30 protein-coding genes are annotated in these 24,853 nt (G+C 64.9%); 11 read left to right on the plus strand and 19 right to left on the minus strand.

From position 1 onward, the window contains the following. Nucleotides 1-33: 33 nt before the first annotated feature. The 11 genes from tolB to ruvC form a co-directional block, all read right to left on the minus strand. Entirely contained in the window at nt 34-1,353 is a 1,320-nt protein-coding gene (tolB, locus tag OEZ49_RS11580; protein ID WP_263388452.1) for a Tol-Pal system beta propeller repeat protein TolB, read from the minus strand. Beyond that, nucleotides 1,350-2,504: an energy transducer TonB gene (locus tag OEZ49_RS11585; RefSeq protein ID WP_263388453.1), complete on the minus strand. Its 1,155-nt coding sequence runs from the start codon at nt 2,502-2,504 to the stop codon at nt 1,350-1,352. Before OEZ49_RS11585 ends, tolB begins: the two co-directional genes overlap by 4 nt. Before the next feature lie 9 nt (nt 2,505-2,513). After that, nucleotides 2,514-2,990, minus strand: a complete 477-nt coding sequence (gene tolR / locus OEZ49_RS11590) for a protein TolR (RefSeq protein ID WP_093030886.1) — start codon at nt 2,988-2,990, stop codon at nt 2,514-2,516. A gap of 3 nt (nt 2,991-2,993) precedes the next feature. Continuing rightward, complete coding sequence (gene tolQ, locus OEZ49_RS11595) at nt 2,994-3,689, minus strand: protein TolQ (protein WP_263388454.1); 696 nt, start codon at nt 3,687-3,689, stop codon at nt 2,994-2,996. Nucleotides 3,690-3,796: 107 nt separating this feature from the next. Continuing rightward, a complete protein-coding gene (gene ybgC, locus OEZ49_RS11600) occupies nt 3,797-4,180 on the minus strand; it encodes a tol-pal system-associated acyl-CoA thioesterase (RefSeq protein WP_263388455.1) in 384 nt (127 codons plus the stop codon). Then, a complete protein-coding gene (locus OEZ49_RS11605) occupies nt 4,177-4,800 on the minus strand; it encodes a hypothetical protein (protein WP_164128882.1) in 624 nt (207 codons plus the stop codon). The genes ybgC and OEZ49_RS11605 overlap by 4 nt, the downstream gene beginning before the upstream one ends. A gap of 27 nt (nt 4,801-4,827) precedes the next feature. After that, on the minus strand, nt 4,828-5,172 hold the full coding sequence (locus OEZ49_RS11610; RefSeq protein WP_263388456.1) for a 2OG-Fe(II) oxygenase family protein: 345 nt from the start codon (nt 5,170-5,172) through the stop codon (nt 4,828-4,830). Nucleotides 5,173-5,178: 6 nt separating this feature from the next. Next, nucleotides 5,179-5,451 carry a hypothetical protein gene (locus OEZ49_RS11615; RefSeq protein WP_263388457.1) on the minus strand — a complete coding sequence of 91 codons (273 nt, stop codon included), beginning with the start codon at nt 5,449-5,451 and terminating at the stop codon, nt 5,179-5,181. Nucleotides 5,452-5,492: 41 nt separating this feature from the next. Then, nucleotides 5,493-6,515, minus strand: coding sequence for a Holliday junction branch migration DNA helicase RuvB (gene ruvB / locus OEZ49_RS11620; RefSeq protein WP_164128884.1), 1,023 nt, complete (start codon nt 6,513-6,515; stop codon nt 5,493-5,495). A 25-nt stretch (nt 6,516-6,540) separates the two neighbouring features. Then, nucleotides 6,541-7,215 carry a Holliday junction branch migration protein RuvA gene (gene ruvA, locus OEZ49_RS11625; protein WP_263388458.1) on the minus strand — a complete coding sequence of 225 codons (675 nt, stop codon included), beginning with the start codon at nt 7,213-7,215 and terminating at the stop codon, nt 6,541-6,543. Further along, the gene (gene ruvC, locus OEZ49_RS11630) at nt 7,212-7,709 is read right to left on the minus strand and encodes a crossover junction endodeoxyribonuclease RuvC (RefSeq protein ID WP_263388459.1); all 498 of its coding nucleotides are present in this window, start codon (nt 7,707-7,709) and stop codon (nt 7,212-7,214) included. The genes ruvA and ruvC overlap by 4 nt, the downstream gene beginning before the upstream one ends. Before the next feature lie 332 nt (nt 7,710-8,041). Between ruvC and OEZ49_RS11635 the strand changes: the two genes are divergently transcribed. Next, complete coding sequence (locus OEZ49_RS11635; protein WP_263388460.1) at nt 8,042-8,260, plus strand: DUF1127 domain-containing protein; 219 nt, start codon at nt 8,042-8,044, stop codon at nt 8,258-8,260. An 86-nt stretch (nt 8,261-8,346) separates the two neighbouring features. Here the strand turns inward: OEZ49_RS11635 and OEZ49_RS11640 are convergent, their stop codons facing one another. The 4 genes from OEZ49_RS11640 to OEZ49_RS11655 all read right to left on the minus strand — a co-directional run bounded on the left by OEZ49_RS11640 (nt 8,347) and on the right by OEZ49_RS11655 (nt 12,302). Beyond that, on the minus strand, nt 8,347-8,691 hold the full coding sequence (locus OEZ49_RS11640) for a hypothetical protein (RefSeq protein ID WP_263388461.1): 345 nt from the start codon (nt 8,689-8,691) through the stop codon (nt 8,347-8,349). Between the two features lie 99 nt (nt 8,692-8,790). Then, a complete protein-coding gene (locus OEZ49_RS11645; protein ID WP_263388462.1) occupies nt 8,791-9,669 on the minus strand; it encodes a 50S ribosomal protein L11 methyltransferase in 879 nt (292 codons plus the stop codon). Then, nucleotides 9,669-11,063: an MATE family efflux transporter gene (locus tag OEZ49_RS11650; protein ID WP_263388463.1), complete on the minus strand. Its 1,395-nt coding sequence runs from the start codon at nt 11,061-11,063 to the stop codon at nt 9,669-9,671. Before OEZ49_RS11650 ends, OEZ49_RS11645 begins: the two co-directional genes overlap by 1 nt. Nucleotides 11,064-11,069: 6 nt before the next feature. Continuing rightward, nucleotides 11,070-12,302, minus strand: a complete 1,233-nt coding sequence (locus tag OEZ49_RS11655) for an MFS transporter (RefSeq protein ID WP_263388464.1) — start codon at nt 12,300-12,302, stop codon at nt 11,070-11,072. Between the two features lie 235 nt (nt 12,303-12,537). On the opposite strand from OEZ49_RS11655, the gene OEZ49_RS11660 reads away from it, so the two are divergent. The 4 genes from OEZ49_RS11660 to OEZ49_RS11675 all read left to right on the plus strand — a co-directional run bounded on the left by OEZ49_RS11660 (nt 12,538) and on the right by OEZ49_RS11675 (nt 15,379). Beyond that, nucleotides 12,538-13,602: a YeeE/YedE family protein gene (locus tag OEZ49_RS11660; RefSeq protein ID WP_263388465.1), complete on the plus strand. Its 1,065-nt coding sequence runs from the start codon at nt 12,538-12,540 to the stop codon at nt 13,600-13,602. Between the two features lie 110 nt (nt 13,603-13,712). After that, nucleotides 13,713-14,093, plus strand: a complete 381-nt coding sequence (locus OEZ49_RS11665; RefSeq protein ID WP_263388466.1) for a COG4315 family predicted lipoprotein — start codon at nt 13,713-13,715, stop codon at nt 14,091-14,093. 15 nt (nt 14,094-14,108) lie between these two features. Next, nucleotides 14,109-14,627 (plus strand): sigma-70 family RNA polymerase sigma factor, encoded by a 519-nt coding sequence (locus tag OEZ49_RS11670; RefSeq protein WP_263388467.1) that lies wholly within the window; start codon nt 14,109-14,111, stop codon nt 14,625-14,627. Further along, nucleotides 14,624-15,379, plus strand: coding sequence for an anti-sigma factor family protein (locus tag OEZ49_RS11675; protein ID WP_263388468.1), 756 nt, complete (start codon nt 14,624-14,626; stop codon nt 15,377-15,379). Before OEZ49_RS11670 ends, OEZ49_RS11675 begins: the two co-directional genes overlap by 4 nt. A gap of 144 nt (nt 15,380-15,523) precedes the next feature. Here the strand turns inward: OEZ49_RS11675 and OEZ49_RS11680 are convergent, their stop codons facing one another. After that, nucleotides 15,524-17,719 carry a primosomal protein N' gene (locus OEZ49_RS11680; protein WP_263388469.1) on the minus strand — a complete coding sequence of 732 codons (2,196 nt, stop codon included), beginning with the start codon at nt 17,717-17,719 and terminating at the stop codon, nt 15,524-15,526. A 103-nt stretch (nt 17,720-17,822) separates the two neighbouring features. Here OEZ49_RS11680 and OEZ49_RS11685 point away from each other — a divergent pair, with 103 nt between their 5' ends. The 6 genes from OEZ49_RS11685 (at nt 17,823) to OEZ49_RS11710 (ending at nt 23,111) form a co-directional block, all read left to right on the plus strand. Beyond that, nucleotides 17,823-18,482 carry a helix-turn-helix domain-containing protein gene (locus OEZ49_RS11685; protein ID WP_263388470.1) on the plus strand — a complete coding sequence of 220 codons (660 nt, stop codon included), beginning with the start codon at nt 17,823-17,825 and terminating at the stop codon, nt 18,480-18,482. A 153-nt stretch (nt 18,483-18,635) separates the two neighbouring features. Continuing rightward, nucleotides 18,636-19,673 carry a calcium-binding protein gene (locus OEZ49_RS11690; RefSeq protein ID WP_263388471.1) on the plus strand — a complete coding sequence of 346 codons (1,038 nt, stop codon included), beginning with the start codon at nt 18,636-18,638 and terminating at the stop codon, nt 19,671-19,673. A 144-nt stretch (nt 19,674-19,817) separates the two neighbouring features. Next, nucleotides 19,818-20,471, plus strand: coding sequence for a fructose-6-phosphate aldolase (fsa, locus tag OEZ49_RS11695; RefSeq protein WP_263388472.1), 654 nt, complete (start codon nt 19,818-19,820; stop codon nt 20,469-20,471). 242 nt (nt 20,472-20,713) lie between these two features. Then, complete coding sequence (locus OEZ49_RS11700) at nt 20,714-21,421, plus strand: DUF484 family protein (protein ID WP_263388473.1); 708 nt, start codon at nt 20,714-20,716, stop codon at nt 21,419-21,421. Continuing rightward, nucleotides 21,418-22,338: a tyrosine recombinase XerC gene (locus tag OEZ49_RS11705; protein ID WP_263388474.1), complete on the plus strand. Its 921-nt coding sequence runs from the start codon at nt 21,418-21,420 to the stop codon at nt 22,336-22,338. The genes OEZ49_RS11700 and OEZ49_RS11705 overlap by 4 nt, the downstream gene beginning before the upstream one ends. A 65-nt stretch (nt 22,339-22,403) precedes the next feature. Beyond that, nucleotides 22,404-23,111 carry a CDP-alcohol phosphatidyltransferase family protein gene (locus tag OEZ49_RS11710; RefSeq protein ID WP_263388475.1) on the plus strand — a complete coding sequence of 236 codons (708 nt, stop codon included), beginning with the start codon at nt 22,404-22,406 and terminating at the stop codon, nt 23,109-23,111. Here the strand turns inward: OEZ49_RS11710 and OEZ49_RS11715 are convergent. The 3 genes from OEZ49_RS11715 to OEZ49_RS11725 form a co-directional block, all read right to left on the minus strand. After that, nucleotides 23,077-23,697 (minus strand): class I SAM-dependent methyltransferase, encoded by a 621-nt coding sequence (locus OEZ49_RS11715; RefSeq protein WP_263388476.1) that lies wholly within the window; start codon nt 23,695-23,697, stop codon nt 23,077-23,079. The genes OEZ49_RS11710 and OEZ49_RS11715 overlap by 35 nt on opposite strands. Continuing rightward, on the minus strand, nt 23,687-24,145 hold the full coding sequence (locus OEZ49_RS11720) for a hypothetical protein (protein WP_164128903.1): 459 nt from the start codon (nt 24,143-24,145) through the stop codon (nt 23,687-23,689). The genes OEZ49_RS11715 and OEZ49_RS11720 overlap by 11 nt, the downstream gene beginning before the upstream one ends. 68 nt (nt 24,146-24,213) lie before the next feature. After that, nucleotides 24,214-24,666: a methylated-DNA--[protein]-cysteine S-methyltransferase gene (locus tag OEZ49_RS11725; RefSeq protein ID WP_263388477.1), complete on the minus strand. Its 453-nt coding sequence runs from the start codon at nt 24,664-24,666 to the stop codon at nt 24,214-24,216. Between the last annotated feature and the right edge of the window lie 187 nt (nt 24,667-24,853).

Consider the following 24,853-nt stretch of genomic DNA (forward strand, 5'->3'; position numbering starts at 1 on the left):
GTGAACGCGGGTGCAGGTGGGGAAAACCGGGTATTATTGCAGAAGCGGCGACCATGTCGGGTCGCTGCCGCCGTCCGGAGTCCGGACCGGGCGCAGGTTGCGACCAGAGATATCTACCGAGTAGAGCGAGGCACGCCCATCCGCACCCTGCGTTTCGCGGGTGAACATGATGACGCGCCCGTTCGGCGACCAGGTCGGACCTTCGTCCAGGAAGGACGCGGTCAACAGGCGTTCTTCGCTGCCGTCGGTGCGCATGACCCCAATGTGGAACCGCCCCTTGTTCTGCTTGGTAAAGGCGATCAGATCACCGCGCGGCGACCAGACCGGGGTGCCATAGCGGCCCTGACCAAAGCTGATCCGCTGCGCTTCGCCGCCTGATGCCGACATGATGTAAAGCTGTGGCGTGCCCGAACGGTCGCTTTCAAACACAATACGGCTGCCGTCGGGTGAATAGCTGGGCGCGGTCTCTATCGACGGTGCGCTGGTTAGGCGCGCGCTTTGCCCGCTGGCGATGTTCATGGTGTAAAGGTCGGTATTTCCGCCCTGCGCCAGTGAGAACAGCACCGTCTGCCCGTCGGGCGAGAAGCGCGGCGCAAAACTCATAGTACCTTCCTGGCTTTGCAACACCCGCTGCTCCACCCGGCCTACGTCGAGGATATGGATGCGCGGAAAACCGCCCTGATAGCTGGTGTAGAGCACCCGGTCCCCGGTCGGAGAGAAGCGTGGCGCCAGCACGATAGAGGAACTGTCGGTCAAATACTGCACATTTGCGCCGTCATAATCCATGATTGCCAGCCGCTTGCGGCGCTGATCCTTGGGGCCGCTTTCGGACACGAACACGACTCGGCTGTCGAAATAGCCGCCCTCGCCGGTGATCCGGCTGTAAACCGCATCCGCAACCTTGTGCGCCATCCGGCGCCATCCGTCGGTGGTCCCCGCAAATTGCAGACCGCTGCCCAGTTCCGTTCCCGCGAACACGTCCCACAGCCGGAACCGAACCGTCAACCGATCCCCGGACAGGCTGACACTGCCGGTGACCAGCGCCTGCGCATTGATGGCTTTCCAGTCGGCAAACTGAACCGGCGCATCAAAGCTGGTGACCTGGCTGATATAGGCGCTCGATGGAATTTCCCGGAACAATCCGCTGCCGGTCAGGTCTGCCGCCACGACCCGGGCGATCTGGGTGGCGTATTCGGTCGCCGCGACACCGTCAGGCACAAAATTGGGAACCGCCAATGGCAAGGGTTCGATGATTCCCTCGTCAATGGTTATCCTGAGCGGCTGGTTCTGCGCATACACCGGCGCGGCAAGCAATGTAGCGCCGACAAGCAGGCTGGTCAGAAATCTCATCATTTGATCCGCATCCTCTCGGGATTGAATGTCATTTCGATATCGCGCCAGTGATCGTATTTTTCACTGGGAAGTTCATAGCCTTTGGCCCCGCACCGGATAATAGCACGGCGGGCAGCCTCATAGGCCTGTTTCGCCGCACCTGACGATCCGCCCGAGCTTTCGATCATCCGGATCGTCCCGGTATCCGGCGTTCCATCGGCGTTCATGCGCACCGACACCACAACGGTAGTGTTCAGGGCCTCGGTGGAAAGTGACCCGACGTTCCAGCACTCGGACACCGCCACGCGCAGCGCGTCTTTTTCACCGCTGGTCAGCGGCGGCCCGCTGGGGGCCGGTGCCGCTGCCGGTTCGGAGGCCTCGGCCAAAGCTTCGGCCAGCGCCGCGTTCACCGCGGCGTTCGGGGTCGGAGCCGGTTTTTCTGCCGGTTTTTCCACAGGCTTCGCTGCGGGCGCGGCAGCAGGTTTGGTTTCCGGTTTCGCCGCGGCGGTCTGGGTAGGTTGCGGCCGCGTCTTGGGCCGTGGCGACCGCGACGGCGCGACTTCGGTGGTCGGCTCTGCCTCAGGCGTGATCCGGTCCGTCGCTTCCTCGGGCGCGGTGGCCTGCTGTTCCGGTTGAGGCGCTTCGGCCCCCTGCTCGGCACTGACCGGCGGGGTTTCCACCGGATCGGGCCGGGCATCGGGCGGCGGCGGTGCCACCGGCTCGGGGGCGACGCGCTCGACCGGGCGCGGTTTGGGCCGTTTACCGGGTGGCTCCGGCAGCAAAACTGTCTCGGGCTCCGGTTGCTCCAGGCTTGGAGCCTCGGCGGGTTGCGCGGGTTCCGGCGTGGGGGCAACGGCCTCGGGGACTGGCTCCGGTTCGGGCGCGGGGACCGGCTCGGGTTCGGGACGGGTTTCCACCGGCTCAGGCTCTTGTACGGGTTCGACCGGTACGGCTTGTTCCGTCGGTGCCACGGGTTGGGCGGGTTCCGCCGGGTTCTGGATGATCTCAGGCTCCTCGCGCGGCGCACTGAGCGCGGCGAATTCCTCAGCCGAAATCACCGAGACTTCCTGAATCTCAAAGGGCAACGGTTCCGAGCGGAAGGCACCGCCCAGAAAGGCCCATGCAACCAGAGTGACATGGGCAATACCAGAGATCTTGGTGCCGGTCTGCAACCCGCTGCCTCACTCTCCGCTGCCGTCAAGGCGGGGGCCGCCGGTATCCGTGACAAGCCCCACATTGGAAAACCCACCCGCGTTCAATGCGCCCATCACCTGCATGACCTGCGCATAGGGAATGTTCCCATCCGCCCGCAGATAGACCCGGTCGCTGGTGCGCTCGGCCGCGATCGCGCGCAGGCGCGCGATGAATTCGTCCCGTGCCACTGGTGTTGTCTGAATCTGCACTTCACCTTCGGCGGTGATGGTCACGGTCAGCGGTTCCTCGTCATCAGACGGCAGCGCGCCGGCGGCGGTCTTGGGCAGCTCCACAGGCACGCCCACCGTCATCAACGGCGCGGCCACCATGAAGATGATCAGCAGCACCAGCATGACGTCCACAAAAGGCGTAACGTTGATCTCGGACATCGGCCGGGCCCGGCCACGCCGCCGCCCGCGGCGACGCCCGCCGCCCGCATCCGATTGTTGAACCGCAGCGCCCATGGCTCAGCTATCCAGCTGGCGCGAGAGGATGGTGGCAAACTCGTCGGCAAACGCTTCGTAGCCCGCGAGGATCCTGTCGCTGTCCGCGCTGAGCTTGTTGTAGAAGATCACCGCTGGAATGGCTGCCAACAGGCCCAACCCGGTCGCAAGCAGCGCCTCGGCGATACCGGGCGCCACAACTGCCAGATTGGTGTTCTGCTGTTCTGCGATCTGGATAAAGGCATGCATGATGCCCCAGACCGTGCCGAACAGGCCCACGAAAGGTGCCGTCGACCCCACGGTCGCCAGCACCGGCAGGCCGCGTTGAAGATCCTCGGCCTCCTTGGCAATGGCCACATCCATCGAGCGGTCGATGCGCGATTGCGCCCCGGCGATCAGCCCCCCGTCGTTGCGGTGCGAGCGCCGCCATTCGATCATGCCTGCGGCAAATATCTTCTCCGAGCGCCCCGAAGGCTGCGTGCCGATCTGTTCAAAGAGCTCGTCCAAAGGCTCCCCGGACCAAAAGGCGCGATCGAACGTGTCCGCCTCGCGCCGGGCGGCGCGGTACGAGATGTGTTTCTGGATGATGATCGACCAGGCCCAGAACGAACTGACCATCAGCAACAGCATCACCAGCTTGACGGTAAGTGTCGCGCGGGCAAAGAGACCCCACATCGAGAAATCGATTTCCTGCGCCAGCGCCAGGGCTTCCGTTTCCATGAACCTGCTCATTTCTGCCGTTCGGCCGCTTTTTTGGCCTTGTTTCGCGGCAGGCTATAGCAGATTCTTGGCGATTTCCAACAGAACAGATGTGGCGCCGCGAAATGTTACATCAATGCGCGAATCTCCGCCGGAAGCCGCACCGGGCGGCCTTCGGCATTCATGCAGACGGCGGTCACTGTAGCGCGAAACACCTCGGTCTCGCCGCGCCGGACCAGTTGCGACATGGTCAGCCGCGCGCCGGACAGCGACACGACATCGGTCTCGATCACCAGCTCGTCCTCGAACTTCGCCGGCGCCAGATAGTCGGCTTCGATCCGACGCACGACCCAGACAAGGCCCGCATCGCGCATCGCATTCTGGTCGTTGCCCAACTTGCGCACCCAATCCGACCGGGCCCGCTCGATATACCGCAGGTAATTGGCGTGATAGACGATGCCACCCATGTCCGTGTCTTCGTAATAGACCCTGACGTGAAAGATATGGCTCATTGCGCGCGCTCCATGCGGGCAAACAGGCGAAGCGCATGGGAAGCGTCCCGCGCCGCTCCCGGCAGTACCGGATCATAGGCAGCCCGGATCAGCCCGGCAATCTCGGGCCTGAGGATCGTTGCGTCACCTGCCAGCGCCAGCGGTGAGCGGGTGGAAAACGCCTGGTCCGACCACGCCAGCATCACCTGCACAACCTGGGTCAGCGCAAGGGTCTCGGCCGGTTGTTCCGACATCTCCCGGTCCATCCGCAAAAAGACGAACGCCGCCTTGATCGTCCCGTCCTTGTCAAAGCGGAAGGCCCGGTACTGATTGGCGCCCGCCGCAACCAGCCGCTCGACCAGCGACCCCAGATCGGGGATCAGCCGGTCCAGATCGGGAACGGCCAGCAACTCCTCCCACTCGCGAAAGAAGAAGACCATGCAATTGGCACCAAGCTCGGGATCGGTCTCGGCCATCTTGTGCCCGGTTAGGGCGACAACAGCCTCGAACGCGCCCTTGATCACCGACAGGGTCTGATCCTCGACACCGAACACGATGGGCACGATCGGACGCCCCCAGCGCGCAAACAGGAAGGTGCCGTCAGAGCGGGTGAAATGTCGTGTAATCTCGGTATGGTCCATGTGCCCCGCCTACCCGATCCGCCCGGGTTATGGAAGGTACTCGTCTCGCCAGAGCAACACGATGTTGAACGAAATCGATATCCGTGCCTCGTGGCTGAGGTTTACATGCACCATGTGATGCAGAAAGGCAGGCCAGATCAGCATTTCGCCCCCCTGCGGCAGGATCCGGTGTTCGGGATCGACCTGCGGGTCGCCCTTGATCGCCAGCATGTTGGCCTGCGGGCGCGGGTCGAAAAAACTGATCGCGTTGGGGGTTCGGTCGCTGCGTCCCGGCGGTGCGTCCTCGCCTTGCGGGACCCGTACATAATAGGTGCCCGACAGCCAGGAATGCGGGTGGTTGTGCAGGTCGTGATAGTCGCCGAACCGGTTCACGTTGGGTCAGGCCTGCACCCGGAAATCCAGCGGATAGTCGATGCCGGTGCCGCGCGCATAATCCAGAACCGCCCGCTCGATACAGGACTTGAGCCAGCCCAGCGCCGGATGCGGATGTGCGAAGAGATCACCCGACAGGTAGTCGGTGGTCATCTGGTCGTGCTCGGCATCCATCTGCTCGATCAGCTGGGCAAGGATCGGGTTGGCCTGATCTGCCCCCGGCAAGCGGATCCGCATAAGATGAGTCGGCCAAAGCGCGGTAAAGTCCGGCGTGGTCATTCGTTCCCTTCCCCAAGACCGCGCCATTTTCTGGCGCCGGTTCAGAATAGCTCTGCCTGCCCCGGTGCGGAAGGTGCCGCAATTCCCAGATGGGTCCACGCCTTTTGCGCCAGCATGCGCCCGCGCGGCGTGCGCTGGATCAGCCCCTGTTGCAGCAGATAGGGCTCGATCACCTCTTCCAGCGAATCCCGGCTCTCGCTCAGCGCCGCCGACAGGGTCTCGATCCCCACCGGCCCGCCGCCGTAATTTTCGGCGATAAGCCGCAGATAGCGCCGATCGGCGCCGTCGAGGCCCAATTGATCCACCCCCAGCCGGGTCAGCGCGTGATCGGCCAGTTCGCGGGTGATGCGCCCGTCGCCTTCGACCACGGCGAAGTCGACGACCCGGCGTAGCAACCGCCCGGCGATCCGCGGGGTGCCGCGTGCGCGTCGCGCGATCTCGCGCGCGCCCGCCTCGTCGGCAGGCGCGCCCAGCTTGCGGGCATTGCGGGTGACAATCTCGAAAAGTTCGTCGACCGTGTAGAATAGCAGCCGGGTCGGAATGCCGAACCGGTCGCGCAAAGGGGTCGTCAACAGCCCCATCCGCGTGGTTGCCCCGACCAGGGTAAAGGGCTGCAACTCGATCCGCACCGTGCGCGCGGCAGGCCCGTCGCCGATCACCAGATCCAGTTCGAAATCTTCCATCGCGGGATAAAGAACCTCTTCGACCGCCGGGTTCAGCCGGTGAATCTCGTCGATAAACAAAACGTCGCGTGATTCCAGATTGGTCAGGATCGCCGCCAGATCGCCCGCCTTGGCCAGCACGGGGCCCGATGTCATGCGGAAATTCACCCCCAGCTCGCGCGCCATGATCTGCGCCAGCGTGGTCTTGCCCAGACCCGGAGGTCCATGGAACAACGTGTGGTCCATCGCCTCGCCCCGTTGCCGGGCGGACTGGATAAAGATGCGCAGGTTCGCACGCGCCTCGGCCTGGCCGATGAACTCGCTCAGCGCCTGGGGACGCAGCGCGCGGTCGTTGTCCTCGGGCAGCGGTTCGGGCCGCAGGGTCGGGTCAGCGTCGATCATCGGTCACCTTTGGCTCGGCTGCATGTCATGACTTGGGTGCCAGCAGTTTCAGCGCCGCCTTGATCAGCGCCGCCTCTCCCGCCTCCGGTGCCTCTGCCGCAGCCTGAGCGACGGCGCCTGCCGCGTCGGACGGGCCATAGCCGAGGTTTGCCAGCGCCGACAATGCGCCCGCGGTTGCGGCGGCGGCACCGGTCGCAGCAGCGGGTTGCCGGCGGGCAGGTCGGGTCGGCTCTGGCGCCTCGATCACCTCTACTGCGCCCTCCATCGCCTGGGTCACCGTGCCGCCCATGGCCATGACGCCCGGCGCCTTATCCTTGAGGTCGAGAACGATGCGCTGCGCTGTCTTTGGACCCACACCCTTGGCCGATTTGACCGAGGCCCAATCGCCCAGCGCAATCGCCCGGCTCACCCCGTCGGGCCCCAGCGCGCCCAGGATCGCCAAGGACACCTTGGCGCCCACCCCCTGAACCGAGCACAACAGCCGGTGCCATTCCTTTTCCGCCAGCGACGGAAAGCCGTAGAGCTGCATCAGATCCTCGCGCACCACCATGTCGGTATAAAGTGCGACCACCTCGCCCACACCCGGCAAACCCGCCATGGTCCTGTCGGAGCAATAGACAATATACCCGACACCGCGCACGTCGATCAGGATATGATCGGTCGCGCGATAGTCCAGCCGCCCGGTCAGCTTTCCGATCATGCGCGCACCTCCCTCAGGCTCAATGCCTTCGCTCCGCCGTAATAGGCGTGACAGATGGCGATGGCCAGCGCGTCTGCCGCATCTGCGCCCTTGGGCAGGCAGCCCGGCAATTGCAGCTTGACCATATGGATGATCTGTTCCTTTTCGGCGTGCCCGACACCGACCACCGTTTTCTTGACCCGGTTCGGTGCGTATTCCCCCACCGGCAGGCCGGCCTGCGCCAGTGTCAGCAATGCCACTCCGCGCGCCTGGCCCAGCTTGAGCGTACCAGCACCGTCCTTGTTAACGAATGTCTGTTCGATGGCGGCCTGATCGGGCTGGTACTCGGCGATCACCTCGACAATCTGGTTGTGCAGCGACAACAGGCGCTCTCCCAGATCGTCGCCGTCGGAACGGCACAACCCGTTTGCAACATGGCTCAGGCGGCTTCCCTTCGATTCGATCACGCCCCAGCCCAATGTCCTGAGCCCCGGATCGATGCCAAGTATGCGCATGCTGCCGCCCTGTTCTGCTCTTTTTTGAAACTTTTCTCACGAACTAGCACGAAACAAGAACATTATCCAAGGGAATTGCGCTCACTCTCGTTTTCGACCCCTCGGGGTTCGTTTGCGTCATCACGCTCAAAAGCGACATGCTGCAATGCAGAAAACGACATGTTTGAAAGCCGATTTTCACCAATGTTTCAAAGGTATTTCAGTGATTTTGACCTATGTCGAAAACGCATGCCGACCTTGCAGTTTCTGCACTTGCGCGGTTCTAAACGACCCCCTAGATGCCCGCTACAACAAACGATCACGACTTAACGTCTACGACAAGGACACAGAAAATGGCTGCACTGGACACCACCCGCACCATCACTGGCTCGAACGGCCTCGTTGGCCGGATCGCAGCCGTTTACAACGCAATCGCGACCGCAATCGTCGAATGGAACGACGCGCGCGTCACACGCAACGCCCTGGCTGAGCTTTCGGACCGTGAACTGGAAGACATCGGCCTGACCCGCAGCGACATCGACGCCATTGCCGCAGGCAAAGGCGGTTTCTGACCGGATTTCCCGACCTCCCTCTCGGGCGAAAGAAAACGCCGCATGCCGATAGTCCGCATGCGGCGTTTTTTCTGCCGAGGGAAAACTCAGCGCAGAACCGGGCCAATTTGCTCCGCAAGAAACACGCTCAGCGGATCGGGCTTCATGACCCAGGCACCAGCCTGTTCCACCGCCGTTCCGCCAGCAAGTCGCTCGACGCGGTAACCGTAGGTATCGCTCCCCAAACTTGCGAGCAGAAACCCTTTGAAAATGAAAATGCTGGCAACGATCAGCAGCAAAGCCCGAACCGGAAGCTTGATTCCGCTACGCCGTGGCTTCATCTCGATCAAGCCGTCTTTACGAACCCTACCATAGTATCCACGAGACATGGCCTCGTGCTTTTTGGTCAAACGACGGACCCGGTGGTCAAAGTCGATACGGTTATCGACCATGGCAGCCTCCATACACTGGCCCCCACCAGCGTTGAAACTAAGGTACGATCAAATTTGGGCAAAACCAAGACCTACGCCTAAAATGCCTCTAAAACTGGACTAAATTGCGACATTTTTGGACAGCAGCAGCGTCGTCCAGTCACCAATCTTTTCCCGTTCCACCAGATTGGTTCCAACCCGTGAATAAACCTCTATCACTTCATCTGCCTGTTCGTTCAGGATACCCGACAGAATCGCGTATCCACCCTCGCGCAGATGCGCCGCGACATCCGGGGCAAGGGCCACAAGCGGTCCTTTGAGGATATTTGCGAATATCAGGTCATAGGGGGCATGTGCGCCAAGCTCGGGATGATCAAATCCCGCTGCTTCCAGGCATGTGACCCTGCCCGCCATCCCGTTCGCCTTCAGGTTTGCCTCTGCCACCTCGACCGCGACGGCGTCGATGTCCGAGGCCAGCATGTCGCCGTCCCAGACCCGTGCGGCGGCCATGGCCAAAACGGCTGTGCCGCAGCCGATATCGGCCACCTTGCGCGCCTCGAACCCTTGCGCGATCAACCGATCGAGCGCGCGCAGGCAGCCGAGAGTCGTTCCGTGATGTCCAGTACCAAAGGCCATCGACGCCTCGATCAAAAGCGGGATGCGGTCGGCAGTCACCTTGTCGGCATCATGGCTGCCATAAACAAAGAACCGCCCGGCCTCCACCGGGGACAGTTCGCGTTTGACATGGGCGACCCAGTCCGTCTCGGGCAGTTCCGACACGACAAAGGGCTGTGCCCCATACGCGGCCGCCAGCAGCGCCAGCCCGGCGGCGTCGGGTGTTTCGGTGAAATACCCTCCGACCTCCCAAAGGCCGGAGTCATCCTCCAGTTCAAACACGCCCACGCCTGTCGGTTCCGGGGTCAGCTTCTCCATGGCCTCGCCCAGCGCCTCGGCCTGGGATTTGCCGGTCAGAGTTGTCAGCGCGGTAAAGGTGGGCATCAGCGTCTCCTGTATCTGTCGGGATGCGCGTAGGGCCGCGGCGGCGCAAGGTCAAGCGGTGGAAGCATCTGGCGGCCAAGCCCGATGACGAAGCGCCAGCCCCAATAGGCCGCCCCCAGCCCGACAACCAGGCTGCACAACGCCTGGGCAAAGATCACCCCCTCGGCCCCGTAAAGACCCGCAAGCCATAGCGCGGCCGGAAGCGTCAGCACTCCGTCGCGTAGCCAATTGGTCAGCGTTGCTCGGCGAGCCTTGCCAAGTGCATTGAACGCCGCGTTCGACACGAAGAGCAGCGAGGCAAACACAAAACCGCCCGCGCCCACATGGGTAAAGGCACGCAGCACCTCTTGCGCCGGGCCTTGCAGATCGAACACCGCGCCGATCCCCGGTGCGGCCGCGCTGAGCACCGCCCACATGATCAGAGTGTAGCCAACCCCGAACAGCACCGCGTCCCGATACGTCGACCGCAAACGCGCGTGTTCGCGCGCGCCGAAGTTCTGGCCAAAGATACCGCCGATAGCGCCTGCCAGCGAGAAGATACCGCCAAAGGCCACGACCGTCAGCCGCCCGACAACCGCCCAGCCTGCCATTGCCTGATCACCGAACTGCGCCATGACCGAGGTCAGGATGTAATTGCCGACCGGAGCAGCCAATTGGGTCAGGATCGCCGCGACGGCAATCGCCATAAACGGCCGAAGCGTTCCCATCACGTCACGCCGCCGGGGCCGCGCCAGCAGGTCGTGCGGCCCGGTGGCAAAGCGAAACGCCATCCCCAGCATGACGAAGCGCGACAGCACGACGCCCAGCGCGGCGCCGTCCAGCCCCATGCCAAGACCATATATCAGGAACGGGTCGATCACCATCGCGACCCCGCCGGAAGTCAGGGTTACCGACATCGAGCGTACCCCGTCGCCTTCGGCGCGCAGCGCGCCATTGGCCACCATTCCCGCCGCCATCACGCCCAGCGAGGGCACCGTCATCGCTAGATACCGTGCCGCCAACGCCGCCGTCTCGCCGGTTGCGCCGGACAGGCCGACGATCTGGTCGCGAAACACAAAGATAAGCAGACCAACAAGGCTCTGGACACCAAAGGCGATCATCATCGCGCTGGTGGCGTGTCGCCGGGCCAGGCCACGTCGCCCCTGCCCGATCCCGCGCGAGACAAGTGCCACCGCTCCGATCATCAGCCCGATGCCAACGCTGACCGACAGGAACTGGATGGCAAAGGAAAAGCCAATCGCTGCCATCAGGCGCGGCTCGCCCAGCCGCGAGATCCAGTAGAGATTGGCGGCATCCACCAGAAATACAAAGGTGATGCCCATGGCGCCGGTCAGGGTCATCCGGACCACGTGCCCCATGGTCGAGCCGCTCAGGAACCTCCCGCGCCGCTCCATCCGCGCCTACTCCGCCGGGACGGGTGCGTATTTCGACAGCACCGTTTCGTTGCCCGGTTCGGGATGGCGGGGAATGAGCAGTGACAGCGCCAGGGAACACAGTGCCATCAAAGCAGCCAGACCAAACACCGCCGAGGGTGACACCACCCACAAAAGACCCAGCAGCACCGGCAGGAACACCGCCGCGATATGGTTAATGGTAAAGGCCACAGCAGCCGTGGGGGCGATATCCGCAGGGTCGGCGATCTTCTGGAAATAGGTCTTCAGCGCCAGCGCCAGGGCGAACAGGATATGATCGATCACATAGAGAACCGCCGCGATCATCACGCCCCAGCCGAACCAGTAGATGCCGCCGTAACAGGCAAAGACCAGCGCCAGCCCCGAATATTCGAATATCAGCGTGCGCCGTTCCCCGAACCGCGCCACCGCCCGGCCCAGCATCGGCGCCGCGATCATGTTGATCACCAGGTTGACCAGGTACAGGCCGGTGAGTTCATGGACGTCGAAGCCGAACTTCTCGACCATCATAAACCCTGCAAATACAACGAAAATCTGCCGCCTGGCACCCGCCATGAACTGGAGCAGGTAATAGAGCCAGTAGCGTCGGCGCAGCACCAGTTTCCTGACCTGCGGGGTCGGGGCCTCGAACTGCGGATAGGCCAAAAGACAGAACAGAGCCATCACCGCCGTCAGCCCGCCTGCCGCCATGAACACGGTGTTATAGCTCAGCTCGAACCGGTCCCAGGTCAGCACGATCAGCCCATAGATCACCAGCGTCGAGGCCGAGCCGGTGGCGACCAGCCATCCCAGCACCTGCGGCGCCCGGTCCTTGGGCAGCCATTGCAGTTGCAGCGACTGGTTGACCGTCTCGTAATAGTGAAAGCCGATCGAGCTGAAAAGCGTCACCATCAAAAGCCCACCGAGGCTTGGGAACCACGCGGTGACGGCCGTCGCGACGCCCAGAAGGATCAATGAAACAAGGCCCAAAACCTGTTCGCGCATCACCAGCAGCACGGCGATCACGCCGATGGCCAGGAAGCCCGGGATCTCGCGCACCGTGTGCAAAAGGCCGATGTCGGCACCGTCGAAATTTGCGGCTTCGATCACAAAATTGTTGAGCAGCGCGCTCCAGGCGTTGAAGGCAATGGGCATGGTCATCGCCATCACGAATAAAAGCGTGATGGGGCGGCGCCAGAACGGCAGGCTTTGCGCCTCGGACAGGGGAACGAGCGATCTCATAAATTTCCTCTACGCCCAATCCAGGACCTTGGCGAGCAGAAAGCCGGGGGCGCACACAGACCTTGCGCCGATGCGCAGAACCGCCGCCGTGGTTGCAAATTGACCGTTTTGTACCGGTCCCGAGCCATGGTTTGACCGTTTTGTACAGGGCTTTCGCGCCCGGGATGATATAAATCAAATCAAACATCGGAATGTGTTTCTATAAGTCATCAACCGGAATCGGATGGAGTCCGCCATGGATATCGTCAGCCTTGTCGAGCGCATCGGCGAAGCCCCCACCGCCGCTCTGTTCGGTCTGATCACCGGCATCACCTTTGGCGTTGCCGCGCAGCGGTCCCGCTTCTGCCTGCGTGCCGCCACGGTGGAGTTTGCCCGTGGCCAGATGGGCGACAAGGTGGCGGTCTGGCTACTGACCTTTTCGACCGCGTTGGTCTGGGTGCAGGCGGCGCAGCTGACCGGGCTGATGAACTCCGCCGATGCCCGCATGATGGCGGTGCCCGGCAGCTGGTCGGGGGCGATCATCGGCGGGTTGATGTTCGGCGCCGGTATGGTGCTGGCGCGCGGATGTTCGGGGCGCTTGCTGGTGCTGGCGGCGACCGGCAACCTGCGCTCGGTGGTGTCGGGGCTGATCTTTGCGGTGGTGGCGCAGATGAGCCTGTCGGGTCTGTTGTCGCCGCTGCGCGACAAGCTGGCGGCGCTGTGGATCACCGAGGGCGGGCGCAACATGAACCTGCTCTCCACCTTTGGCCTGCCGGAATACGGCGGTCTGGTGCTGGGCCTGATGTGCGCGGTGGTGGCGCTGGTAATCGCGCGCCGCAACGAGATTGGCGCCGCAAGGCTGGTCTTTGCCTCGGGCGTGGGGTTTGCCGTCGCGCTGGGCTGGGTGCTGACCTATGCGCTTAGCCAGGTGGCCTTTGAACCGGTGCAGATCGAAAGCGCCACCTTTACCGGCCCCTCGGCGCATACGCTGATGTTCTTTCTCGACCGCAACGCGGTACTGGAGTTCGACGTCGGGCTGGTTCCGGGCGTGTTCATCGGCGCAATGATCGCGGCGGCGCTGGCAGGAGAGATGAAAATCCAGGCCTTTGACGGGCCGGTCACCATGCGCAAGGCGATGATCGGCGCGGCGCTGATGGGGTTCGGCGGCATGCTGGCGGGTGGATGCGCGATTGGTGCGGGCGTGACCGGCGGTTCGATCTTTGTCGGTACCGCCTGGGCGGCGCTGTTTTTCATGTGGGTGGGGGCCATGGCCACCGATTTCCTGATCGACCAGCGCGCCACCAGCTCCAGGGCCGCCTAGGCGCGCGATCACGAAAACGCGAGGTCGGGGATTATTTACGGCGCGGTGGCGTCCTTTGTTCTGCCGGTTGCATGAGGCGCCGGTTGCATGAGATCAGAAGGACACCCGATATGACCCTTAAACCCAGCCTTGCCCTGGCCGCCCTGTCGCTGGCCATTGCCACATCCGCCCTGGCGGGCGCCGCGATCCAGACCGGCGACACCGCCAAGGGCGCGGTGCTGACCGATGGCAATGGCCTGTCGCTTTATACCTTTGACAAGGACACGCCCGCCGTGTCGAACTGCTATGACGATTGCGCGGCGAAATGGCCGCCGCTCGAGGCCGCGAACACCGCCCGGCCGCAGGGCGCGTTCGGCATCGTGCTGCGCGCTGACGGCTCGCGCCAGTGGACCCACAAGGGCATGCCGCTTTACACTTGGGTCAAGGATGCCAAGGCCGGTGACATCACCGGTGATGGGGTCAAGGGCATCTGGCACCTGGCCCGTCCCTGACGACGGAGCGGTTGAATGGCGATCCTCGACCAGATCGAAGCCCTGATCCCCGACTTGCGCCGCTATGCCCATGCGCTGATGCGGGACCGCGAGGCGGGCGACGACCTGGTTCAGGATTGTCTGGAACGGGCGGTGGCGGGTCTTGCCGGCCGCCGCCCGGACGGCGCGCTCAGGGCCTGGCTGTTTCGCATCCTGATCAACCGGCATCGCGACCTGCGCCGCCGCGCGGCGCGCGCGGGCCATCTGGTGGCGGTCGAGGATCTGGTGGTGGAACCGGCCCATCCCGCCGGGCAGGACAGCCATATGGCCCTGCGCGAGACCGAGGCCGCGATTGCCCGCCTGCCCGAGGATCAACGCCGCGCGCTCTTGCTCGTGGCGCTGGAAGGGGCCAGTTTCGACGAGGCGGCGGCGGCGCTCGACATCCCCAAGGGCACGCTGATGTCACGGCTGGCGCGCGCGCGGGCCAATCTGAGATCCATGACCGGGCGCGGGGAACCCTCTGCTGGCCCGGCCCAAAGGGGTAAAGGCGTATGACCCAGGACCCGCTGAGCGATGAAGAGCTGATCGCCTATTTCGAGGATGCGCTGCCAATGGACGAGCGTGCCGCGCTGGAGGCGCGGCTGGCGCAGGATCCGCGCGCGCAGGCGCTGCTGCTGGACTGGGCGCGGCAGAACGAGGACATCCGCGCGCTTTATGGCGAGACACACGCCGAACCGGTGCCCGCACGGCTACGCGAGGCCCTGCGCCCATCCCCGGCGCCGCGCGCACCGCTGCTGCGACAGGCGCTGGCGGCGATGGCCCTGTTGGCGCTGGGGCTGGTGGGCGGCTGGGCCGGGCATGCCCGACTGGGGCCCGGCACCCTCGCCCCGGCGCTGGCTGATGCGGCGCTGACCGCGCACAGGACATATGTCGTCGAAGTGGTGCATCCGGTCGAGGTGCCGGCCAGCCAGCGCGACCATATGGACAGCTGGATGTCCAAGCGCATCGGCGCGCCGGTCAGCCCGCCGGACCTGTCAACCTCGGGCTTTGCCCTGATGGGCGGGCGCATCCTGCCCGCGGGCGAGCGCGCCGCCGGGCTTTACATGTATGAGAATGCCCAAGGGCAGCGGATCACCCTCTATGTGGCGCAACAAGAGGCGGGCGACAGCGCCTTTCGCTTTGCCGGAGACCGGCAGACCGAAAGCCTGCAATGGGCCGATGGCGGGCTGGGATATGTGCTGACCGGCGCCCTGCCCCGCGAGGATCTGCGCCAGATGGCCACGAGCGCCTATGAGCAGCTGCTGTAGCCGTGGTGAGGCTGGTCAGGGGGCGCTGCCCCCTCGGCCTTCGGCCTCACCCCCGGAGTATTGCTGACCAGAAAGAAGCCGAACCGGACTGCTGCTTCTTTCTGGTCAAAAATACTCATGCACGCGCTCAAGGCCCGCGAAGCGTCAAAGAAAGCTCTGCGGGTCGATATCGACGCTGAGGCGCAGGTCACCCTTGAGGCGCAGCGGCGCGATCCAGCGGGCGATCGCTTCTTGCAGCGGCGCGCCCTTGGGCGCCTTGACCAAGAGCCGCACCCGGTGGCGGCCCCGGACGCGGGCGATGGGGGCGGGTGCGGGGCCGAAGACCTGCGCCCCGATCTGGCGCAGGGGCGCATCGTTGCGCGCCAGCGCGTTGCCGAGGTCGAAGACCGGCCCGGCCTCGGGGCCGGACAGGATGATTCCGGCCATGCGCCCGTAGGGTGGCACGCCCGCGGTCTGCCGCTCGGCGGCCTCGGCCTGCCAGAACCGTTCCTCGTCGCCGCCGAGGATGGCGCGGATCACCGGGTGGTCGGGCTGGAAGGTCTGCAACAGCGCCTGGCCCGGTTTCTCGGCGCGCCCCGCCCGGCCCGCCACCTGGCGCATCAGCTGGAAGGTGCGTTCGGCGGCGCGCAGATCGGAGCCTTGCAGACCCAGATCGGCGTCGATCACCCCTACCAGCGTCAGTTGCGGAAAGTTGTGCCCCTTGGCAACCAGCTGGGTGCCTATGACGATATCGGCCTCGCCCGCCGCGATCTGTTCGATCCGTTCCTTGAGGGCGCGGGCCGAGCCGAAGAGATCGGAGCTGAGCACCGCCAGCCGCGCCTCGGGAAAACTGGCGGCGGCCTCTTCGGCGAGCCGTTCGATGCCGGGACCGACCGGGGCCAGCCGCCCTTCGGCGCCGCAATGAGGGCAGGTGTCGGGGATCGGCTTGGTCTCGCCGCACTGATGGCACATGAGCCGTTTCAGGAACCGGTGTTCGACCATGCGCGCGTCGCAATGGTCGCAGCCGATCTGCTGGCCGCAGGCGCGGCAGAGCGTGACCGGGGCATAGCCGCGCCGGTTGATGAAAAGGAGCGACTGTTCGCCTTTGGCCAGCCGGTCGGCCACCGCCGCACGCAAGCTGGGCGAGATCCAGGTGCCGGGGGTCATCGCCTCGGCCCGCATGTCGATGGCGCGCATCTCGGGCAGGGTGGCGGCACCGAACCGGGACGAAAGCTCCAACCGCTCGTATTTGCCCGCCTCGGCATTTGCCCAGCTTTCCAGCGATGGCGTGGCGCTGGCCAGCACCACCCGAGCGCCGCAGATTGCCGCGCGCAGCACCGCCATGTCGCGGGCATTGTAAAGAACGCCGTCCTCCTGCTTGTAGGAGGTGTCGTGTTCCTCATCCACGATGATCAGGCCCAGGTCGCGGAACGGCAGGAACAGCGCCGAGCGGGCGCCCACCACCAGCTGCGCCTCGCCCTGCCCCACCATGCGCCAGATGCGGCGGCGTTCGGTCATGGTCGCGCCCGAATGCCATTCGGCGGGGCGCGCGCCAAAGCGCGCCTCGACCCGGGTCAGGAACACGGCGGTGAGTGCAATCTCCGGCAGCAGCACCAGCGCCTGACGGCCCATGCGCAGCGCCTCGGCCACCGCTTCGAGATAGACCTCGGTCTTGCCCGCGCCGGTGACGCCCTTGAGGAGCGTGGTGCCATAGTTGCCGCTGCGCAGCCCGGCACGCAGCCTGTCGGCCGCGGCCGCCTGATCCTCGGTCAGCGGCTTGCCGGGCAGATCGGGGTCGAGATGCGGATAGGGCAGATCGCGGGGGCTGTCCTCTTCGCGGACGGCGCCCTGTTTGACCAGCCCCTTGACCACGGACGAGGTCACCCCGGCCATCTCGGCCAGTTCGCGCAGGGTGAAGGCCAGCCCGCCATAGTCGCGCAGCACCGCGAGCACGCGGGCCCGGGCCTCGGTCATGCGGTCGGGTTCGGCCCCGCCCAGCCGGTAGATCTTGCGCATCGAGGGCGGATCGCCCAGCCCCGGCGCACGGGTGGCCAGCCGCAGCATCGCGGGCAGCGGTGTCAGCGTGTAATCGGCGGCCCGGATCAGAAAGGCGCGCATTTCCTCGCGCATGGGCGGGACATCGAGCACCCGCAGCACCGAACGGACCTTGGAGCGGTCGAAATCGCCCCGGCCCGGTCCCCAGATCACGCCCAGCACCTTGCGCGGGCCAAGCGGCACCTCGACAAAGGCGCCCGCGAAACAGCCGCCTTCGGGTGCCTTGTAATCGAGGGTACGGTCGAGCGGTTGCGTGGTCAGGACCGAGACAAGGAAACCGGCATCGTAGAACGCTCCTTCTTCCATTGCCGAATGCCCCCGGATAGCCTGCTGCCAACACCGCCCGGCGGCTGCGGCCTGGGATCGACAGGGCGCAGCGGGCGGTCTCATTTGGTTCGGGGTACCGCACATGTTGCTGCAAGGGCAAGACTGGGCAAAACTCTGCCGCGCCTACCGGCACCGGCGCGGCTTGAAACAAGAGGCGATGGCACAGGATTTCAACGTCGACCAATCGACGGTGAGCCGGTGGGAGCGCGGCACGCGCGAACCCTCGCTGCCCGCGAAACAGGCGATTCTGAACGAGATGCTGGAAACCGGCCGCGCAGGCCCGGACCAGACCATGCGGTTGATGCTGGAGCAGAGCGGCTCGGCCGTGGCGGTCTGGGGCCGGGATCACCGGCTGCTGGGCTGTTCGCCACGGTTCGAGCGCGAGGCGCTGTTGGAAGGCGATGAGGGCGTCGAGGCAGGCGGGTCTCTGTTCGGCAGGGCGCATGTGATCGGGCATGTCCTGGACAGGCTGGATGAGCGGGGGTTTTTCGACGGCGCGGTGATGCTGGCCGTGCTGCGGCTGAACCCGTTTCTGCAACAAAGAAGGGTCGCGGTGGGGGGTGTCATCGTGGTGTCGATGTTCCCCGTCCGCGATGCGGCGGGTGAGATCGCGGTTCTGGCCATCCATGACCACGACGTGTTCGGAACCCCACTGGAGCGGAACACGGAGGTGATGATCTCCTTCGCCGGAAGCCGGGATGGCCATAGCCAGACGGTCTTTTCGGAATTGCCGGAGGGGTGAGGCCGGCCTGTGGGGCTCGGCGGAAAGCCGCCGCAAGACCGGAAATAACCCGCTGATATATATGTCATAAATTGGCATATCGCCCGATCTGGACCGGGGTGGGGGAGCGCGCCTAGCTATGGCCCGGCAACACTCAACAGACGGGAACACACCATGGCACACATCCTGGGCGATCTATTCGCCAACCAGCTGAACGGCACCCAGTTCGCCGACCTGATCGAAGGTCTGGCCGGGAATGACACCCTCAACGGGCATGGCGGCGACGATATCGTTCTCGCCGGGGACGGTGCCGACAGCGTCAATTCCGGGGCCGGGAATGACACGGTCGAGGGTGGCGCGGGCAATGATACGCTGAACGGCGGGTCCGGCGATGACAGGGTCGAAGGCGGCGCAGGCGACGATCTGATCAAGGGCAGTGACGGCAACGATCTGCTGTTCGGCGGATCGGGCGACGATGTGATGTCGGGCGGGCGCAATGACGACGAGGTGCATGGCGGCGACGGCTCGGACGAGCTGCACGGCAATGCCGGGCAGGACCTGTTGTTTGGCGGCTCGGGCGATGACGCCCTCTATGGCGATGCGGGCAATGACACGCTCGAAGGGGGCGCGGGCAATGACATGCTCTATGGCGGTGATGGCGACGACCTGCTTTATGGCTTTTCCTGGGGTGGAGAGGCGGTTCCGGCACAGGATGCCGGGGCGCTGGTGAATGCGGATGAGCCGGTCGAGGACACCGATTACCTGCAAGGCGGCAGTGGTTCCGATACGTTCGAATTCCGCTGGCTGATCGACGCCAAGGACGAGATCATCGCCAAGCATACGGGTGCAAACGGCAATATCGACTATTCGATGAACGGCGTGGCCGGGGAAAACGGAAATGTGCATGATCACTGGGTCGAGAGCATCGGCACCAAGGTGGTGACCGACTTCGACGCCGCCGAGGGCGACACGCTGGTGTTCCGCGGGCACACAGTGCAGCTGGAGAGCGCGAGTTATGCCGATTTCGATGGCAACGGCCAGGTCGACACCATTCTGGCGTTTGTGTCGAACCAGGGTGGCAATGGCGGCGCGCATGACGGCGACAAGGTGGGTCAGGTCGTCATTCTGAACCAGAAGATCGACGCGGCCGATATCGCGGTCGACGCGGGCGTGTTCTTTGGCGTCGAGGAGCCGTTCTCGGTCTTGGGATAAGACGGCACCCCCACTCACGCAGCCGTCCGAGAAGGTCCGGGTCCGATGGCCCGGGCCTTCTCTCATTTGTCAGGTGGGACTCCCGCTCGGGGGCGGGCTGCGCTAAGAGGGGCAATCCCGCGTGAATCGCTGACAGGAGCATCCATGAAATTCTTCGTTGATACCGCCGAGATCGACGCCATTGCCGAGCTGAACGACCTGGGCATGGTGGATGGCGTCACCACCAACCCCTCGCTGATCAAGAAATCGGGTCGCGATATCATCGAGGTCACCCGCGAAATCTGTGCCATGGTCGATGGGCCGGTGTCCGCCGAAGTCACCGCCACCGACGCAGACACCATGATCGCCGAAGGGCGCAAGCTGGTCGAGATCGCAGGGAACATCGCGGTCAAGGTGCCGCTGACCTGGGACGGGCTGAAGGCCTGCAAGGTGCTGTCGGACGATGGCCATATGGTGAACGTGACGCTGTGCTTTTCGGCCAACCAGGCGCTGCTGGCGGCCAAGGCGGGGGCGACCTTCATCTCTCCGTTCATCGGGCGGCTCGACGATATCAACCTGGACGGGATGGAGCTGATCGAGGATATCCGCACCATCTATGACAATTACGGGTTCGAGACGCAGATTCTGGCCGCCTCGATCCGTTCGGTGAACCATATCCTGGACAGTGCCCGGATCGGCGCCGATGTGATCACCGCGCCGCCCTCGGTGATCAAGGCGATGGTGAACCATCCGCTGACCGACAAGGGGCTTGATGCCTTTCTGGCCGATATCAAGGCGGCGGGGATCAAGATCCTCTAACCGGATCGTCCCCCGGAACCGGGATAAAGAAAATTCGTCGAATTTTCTTCGGCGCGCCGCGCGGCAGCGCGGCGCCCGGCCCAACGGGAGGCGCCCGATCGGCAGATCGGGCAACGACGGGCGGGAGCGGCCCGCCCCATGGGTTGCATCCACAGGTAGAAATCTGCCCAGATGTAGATTTTTTCAGCGGCAAAGCCGTGATCCCGTGTTATAAAACCGCCCAACAAGAATACGAGGCTGGAATGAGCAGTAGCCCGAAACTGGACGACATGTTGCGCGAGGCGATCCTCGCCAAACCGCAATCCGTGCTGGATGACAAGGATGTCATGCACGCGCTTGTGGCCGCCAACGAGCGCGCCATGGGCGGCAATATCATCGACCTGCGCGGCATCGCGATGGAGCGGCTCGAGGCGCGGCTGGACCGGCTGGAGGACACTCACCGTTCGGTCATCGCCGCCGCTTATGAGAATCTCGCGGGCACCAACCAGGTGCACCGCGCGGTACTGCGATTGCTGGAGGCGGCCGATTTCGAGACCTTCCTGCGTGATCTCGGCGGCGAGATCGGCGAGATCCTGCGCGTCGATTCGGTGCGGCTGGTGCTGGAGAGCGGCCAGCCCGAGCAGGGCCAGGCGCTGGAGCGGCTGGGCGAGGTGCTGAGCGTCGCCGAGCCGGGGTTCATCGAACGCTACCTGACCGGCGGGCGCGGCCCCGGCGCGCGGCAGGTCACCCTGCGGCAGATGCAGACCGGGTCGCGCCAGGTCTATGGCCGTCAGGCGGACTGGATCCGCTCCGAGGCCTGTCTGAAACTTGATCTTGGCGCCGGGCGGCTGCCCGGCATGCTGGCCTTTGGGGCCGAGGATCCGCATCAGTTCACCCCGCAACTGGGGTCGGACCTGTTGGCGTTCTTCGCCGGTGTGTTCGAACGCTCGATGCGCCGCTGGCTGTCGTGAGCCTGATCTCGCCCGCCTGCCGCGACGCGCTCCAGCACTGGCTGGAGACCCGGTCGGCGCTGGCGGGCCAGGCCGAGAACACCATCGCCGCCTATCGCGGCGACGTGACCGATTTCATCGCGTTCATGACAGACCATCACGGCGCGCCCCAGGGTCTGGGCGCGCTGGCCCGGATCGGGGTGCCCGACATGCGCGCCTGGATGGCGCGGACGCGGGCCGATGGCACCGGCGCCCGGTCGCTGGCGCGCAAGCTGTCGGCGGTCAAGAGTTTCTACCGCTGGCTGGCCGAGCGCGAGGGGTTCGAGCCAACCGCCGTGCTGTCCACCCGCGCGCCCAAGTTCCAGAAGAAACTGCCGCGCCCGCTGGCCGAAGACGCCGCCCGCGCCATGATCGACACGGTCGAGTTGCAATCGGCCAAGCCTTGGGTCGCCGCCCGGGACATGGCGGTGGTGACCCTTCTTTATGGCTGCGGCCTGCGGATCTCAGAGGCGCTGGCGCTGACCGGGCGTGACGCGCCGCTGCCCGCGACGCTGCGCATCCGCGGCAAGGGCGGCAAGGAGCGGCTGGTGCCCGTGATCCCCGCCGCGCGCGACGCGGTCGACACCTATCTGCGCCTCTGCCCTTGGCCTCAGGAGGCAGCTGCGCCACTGTTCCGCGGTGTCCGTGGCGGCGCGCTCAACGCGCGCAGCATCCAGGCGGTGGTGGCGCGGGCGCGGATGCAGCTTGGCCTGCCCTCGACAGCCACGCCGCACGCGATGCGCCACAGCTTTGCCACCCACCTGCTGGAGGCCGGTGGCGACCTGCGCGCGATCCAGGAATTGCTGGGCCATGCCTCGCTGTCGACAACCCAGGCCTATACCGCCGTCAACACCGCGCATCTTATGGATGTCTACAACCGCACCCACCCAAAAGCATGACGTCAAAGCGGGCCGGGCCGCGATCTCGGTTTGCATGATGGCGGATTTTCCGTCATGAGGAGGGCATGACTCCTCAACTCCGCGCCCTCTTCGTCCATCTCTTCACCGCCACTGGTGCCGTCTTCTCGATGCTGGCGATGCTGGCGGCGGTGGATGCCAAATGGGATCTGATGTTTCTCTGGCTGGTTGTGGCCTTTGTGGTCGACGGGATCGATGGGCCGCTGGCCCGGAAATACCACGTCAAGACCTATGCGCCCGAGTTCGACGGGGTGCTGTTGGACCTGATCATCGACTATCTGACCTATGTGTTCATTCCCGCGTTTGCCCTGTTCAAATCCGGGCTGATGGACGGCTGGACCGGCTGGTTCGCGATCATCGTCATCACATTCGCCAGCGCGATGTATTTCGCCGACACCCGGATGAAGACCAAGGACAACTCGTTCTCCGGCTTTCCGGGCTGCTGGAACATGGTGGTTCTGGTGATCTTTGCGCTGGAGCCCAATTTCTGGGTCAGCCTGGTGCTGGTGACCGTGCTGGCGGTGGCGATGTTCCTGCCGCTGAAATTCGTGCATCCGGTGCGAACCGAGCGCTGGCGCAAGGTGACCCTGCCGATGGCGCTGGCCTGGACCTTCTTTGCAGGCTGGGCGGCCTGGGTCGGGTTCCATCCCGAAAGCTGGGCGCATTGGGGGCTGGTGGTGACCAGCCTCTATCTGATCTTCGCGGGCATCGCCCAGATGATCATTCGCGAGAAAACACCACCCAGTCCCTTCTGACCCCGGCGGCCCGGTTTTCCGGTTGGGCCGAGGCCAACCCAGTGCGGCAACGCAGGATGGTGAGGCCACGCCGTTCCGCGTATCGGACCAGCGCGGTCGTGTCGATGGCGAACCCGGGCCGGTCCGGCGGGGTCGGCCCATGGCGCAGCGACAGAACCAACCGCCCCCCCGGCGCCAACAGACAGGCCATGCTGTCGATCGCGGTGATCTGGTCTGCGAGCGGCAGATGGTGCAGCACCCCATTGGCCAGCACCAGTTGGTATCGCTGTGCCGCGCAACGCAGCACGGGCAGGTCCGGCAGACGGTCGTCGAACCAGTCGATGATATCGCCGTGCCGCGCCTGCCCTGCGGCGCGCAGGGACGCCACCGGCTCGACGGCGCGGGTGCGGTATCCCTGCCGCGCCAGCCAGACCGCGTCGCGGCCCGTCCCGGCCCCGATGTCCAGCGCCGGTCCCGGCGGCGGCGGCAAGAGATCGGCCACCGGGGCAAGGATCTGTGACGAGGACAGCGCCTCGAACCGAGCGATCAACCCGGGTGCGGCCGACCGATAGCCGGCCAGGACCCGGGCGACCGTGTCACATGACATCGTCGATGACGACTTCGGCTCCGTTATGGGTAAAGCTCTCACCCGCCTTCAATCCCGCCATCGCCAGGTAGATCGGGCTCTGTGTCGAGATCCCCATATAGGTCTTGCCATTGGCCTCGAACCGGGTGGTCGAGACGCAGACGATGAAGTTGCGGCCGCCAAACGACACCGCAGCCCCCGGCCGCACCGTGTCGGTCAGCGAGAAATCGGTATTCTCGATCGCGTCGACCTTGGCATGGTGCGCCTGTACCGGGGCATCAAAGGCGGCGGCCAGGTCGCGGCTCTCGCGCGAGGCGACGAGGTCGTCCTTGTCATGCACCTCGCGCTCGTCCAGCTGCGATTCCTTGAGGTAGGCCTCGTAATGGGCCTTGGCCGCGGCCAGTTCGGCGGCCTCCAGCGACATCAGCTTGTCATGCACGGCCTGTTTCAGAACGGCGCGGTCGGTCATGGGCGTCTCCTTGCTCTTCTCCGGCACGTTATCTGGCCGGGCTGCGGGTCAGATTGCCTTGATCTGGGTCAGATGAGCAAGCCCGCAGCGCCCTCAAGACGCAAAAGAGCCACTTTTGTCTCCACCCCGCCCGCGCCGGAAAACCCGGTCAGCCCCTTGGCGCCCATCACCCGGTGGCAGGGGATCAGGATCGGGATCGGATTACCGCCGCAACACTGGCCCACCGCCTGCGCCGAGGAGCCGAGATCGCGGGCGATCTCGCCATAAGTGCGGGTAAAGCCAAAGGGGATGGCGATCATCGCGTCACAGACCGCGCGTTGCAGGGCCGAGCCGCGCACCCGCATAGGCAGATCGAAACTTTCGCGCCTGCCTTGGAAGTATTCCACCAACTGCGCCGCCGCCCGGTCGAGCAGCGGCGTATGATCCGCTCCGCCCTGCCCCCATGTTGCGCGGGTGATCGCGCCCTCCTCCTCGGTCAGGACAAAGGCGCCGGTGGGGGTATCGACGGTCAGGCTGGGCATATCCCGACCATGGCCGTGCCCGCTTCCCGGCGCAAGAGGTGACCGCACCAAACGCCCCTTCATTTCGCTGGAAATACTCCGGGGGGTCCGGGGGGCAGCGCCCCCCGGCCGGGGGGGGGCGGGGGGCGGGGGGACCCCCGGGCCAAGAAAAAACCACCCCCCCCCCCCCAGCCCGGGGGGGGGGGCC

It is taken from the genome of Ruegeria marisflavi (assembly GCF_025673445.1).
In the GTDB taxonomy this organism is placed as follows: domain Bacteria; phylum Pseudomonadota; class Alphaproteobacteria; order Rhodobacterales; family Rhodobacteraceae; genus Ruegeria_B; species Ruegeria_B marisflavi.

Excerpts from the sequence above, each read along its gene's own strand:
- tolB (WP_263388452.1), bottom strand. The coding sequence starts at position 1,353 with ATGATGAGATTTCTGACCAGCCTGCTTGTCGGCGCTACATTGCTTGCC.
- tolR (WP_093030886.1), bottom strand. The coding sequence starts at position 2,990 with ATGGGCGCTGCGGTTCAACAATCGGATGCGGGCGGCGGGCGTCGCCGC.
- tolQ (WP_263388454.1), bottom strand. The coding sequence starts at position 3,689 with ATGGAAACGGAAGCCCTGGCGCTGGCGCAGGAAATCGATTTCTCGATG.
- ybgC (WP_263388455.1), bottom strand. The coding sequence starts at position 4,180 with ATGAGCCATATCTTTCACGTCAGGGTCTATTACGAAGACACGGACATG.
- OEZ49_RS11605 (WP_164128882.1), bottom strand. The coding sequence starts at position 4,800 with ATGGACCATACCGAGATTACACGACATTTCACCCGCTCTGACGGCACC.
- OEZ49_RS11615 (WP_263388457.1), bottom strand. The coding sequence starts at position 5,451 with ATGACCACGCCGGACTTTACCGCGCTTTGGCCGACTCATCTTATGCGG.
- ruvB (WP_164128884.1), bottom strand. The coding sequence starts at position 6,515 with ATGATCGACGCTGACCCGACCCTGCGGCCCGAACCGCTGCCCGAGGAC.
- ruvA (WP_263388458.1), bottom strand. The coding sequence starts at position 7,215 with ATGATCGGAAAGCTGACCGGGCGGCTGGACTATCGCGCGACCGATCAT.
- ruvC (WP_263388459.1), bottom strand. The coding sequence starts at position 7,709 with ATGCGCATACTTGGCATCGATCCGGGGCTCAGGACATTGGGCTGGGGC.
- OEZ49_RS11635 (WP_263388460.1), top strand. The coding sequence starts at position 8,042 with ATGGCTGCACTGGACACCACCCGCACCATCACTGGCTCGAACGGCCTC.
- OEZ49_RS11640 (WP_263388461.1), bottom strand. The coding sequence starts at position 8,691 with ATGGTCGATAACCGTATCGACTTTGACCACCGGGTCCGTCGTTTGACC.
- OEZ49_RS11645 (WP_263388462.1), bottom strand. The coding sequence starts at position 9,669 with ATGCCCACCTTTACCGCGCTGACAACTCTGACCGGCAAATCCCAGGCC.
- OEZ49_RS11650 (WP_263388463.1), bottom strand. The coding sequence starts at position 11,063 with ATGGAGCGGCGCGGGAGGTTCCTGAGCGGCTCGACCATGGGGCACGTG.
- OEZ49_RS11655 (WP_263388464.1), bottom strand. The coding sequence starts at position 12,302 with ATGAGATCGCTCGTTCCCCTGTCCGAGGCGCAAAGCCTGCCGTTCTGG.
- OEZ49_RS11660 (WP_263388465.1), top strand. The coding sequence starts at position 12,538 with ATGGATATCGTCAGCCTTGTCGAGCGCATCGGCGAAGCCCCCACCGCC.
- OEZ49_RS11665 (WP_263388466.1), top strand. The coding sequence starts at position 13,713 with ATGACCCTTAAACCCAGCCTTGCCCTGGCCGCCCTGTCGCTGGCCATT.
- OEZ49_RS11670 (WP_263388467.1), top strand. The coding sequence starts at position 14,109 with ATGGCGATCCTCGACCAGATCGAAGCCCTGATCCCCGACTTGCGCCGC.
- OEZ49_RS11675 (WP_263388468.1), top strand. The coding sequence starts at position 14,624 with ATGACCCAGGACCCGCTGAGCGATGAAGAGCTGATCGCCTATTTCGAG.
- OEZ49_RS11680 (WP_263388469.1), bottom strand. The coding sequence starts at position 17,719 with ATGGAAGAAGGAGCGTTCTACGATGCCGGTTTCCTTGTCTCGGTCCTG.
- OEZ49_RS11685 (WP_263388470.1), top strand. The coding sequence starts at position 17,823 with ATGTTGCTGCAAGGGCAAGACTGGGCAAAACTCTGCCGCGCCTACCGG.
- OEZ49_RS11690 (WP_263388471.1), top strand. The coding sequence starts at position 18,636 with ATGGCACACATCCTGGGCGATCTATTCGCCAACCAGCTGAACGGCACC.
- fsa (WP_263388472.1), top strand. The coding sequence starts at position 19,818 with ATGAAATTCTTCGTTGATACCGCCGAGATCGACGCCATTGCCGAGCTG.
- OEZ49_RS11700 (WP_263388473.1), top strand. The coding sequence starts at position 20,714 with ATGAGCAGTAGCCCGAAACTGGACGACATGTTGCGCGAGGCGATCCTC.
- OEZ49_RS11710 (WP_263388475.1), top strand. The coding sequence starts at position 22,404 with ATGACTCCTCAACTCCGCGCCCTCTTCGTCCATCTCTTCACCGCCACT.
- OEZ49_RS11715 (WP_263388476.1), bottom strand. The coding sequence starts at position 23,697 with ATGTCATGTGACACGGTCGCCCGGGTCCTGGCCGGCTATCGGTCGGCC.
- OEZ49_RS11720 (WP_164128903.1), bottom strand. The coding sequence starts at position 24,145 with ATGACCGACCGCGCCGTTCTGAAACAGGCCGTGCATGACAAGCTGATG.
- OEZ49_RS11725 (WP_263388477.1), bottom strand. The coding sequence starts at position 24,666 with ATGCCCAGCCTGACCGTCGATACCCCCACCGGCGCCTTTGTCCTGACC.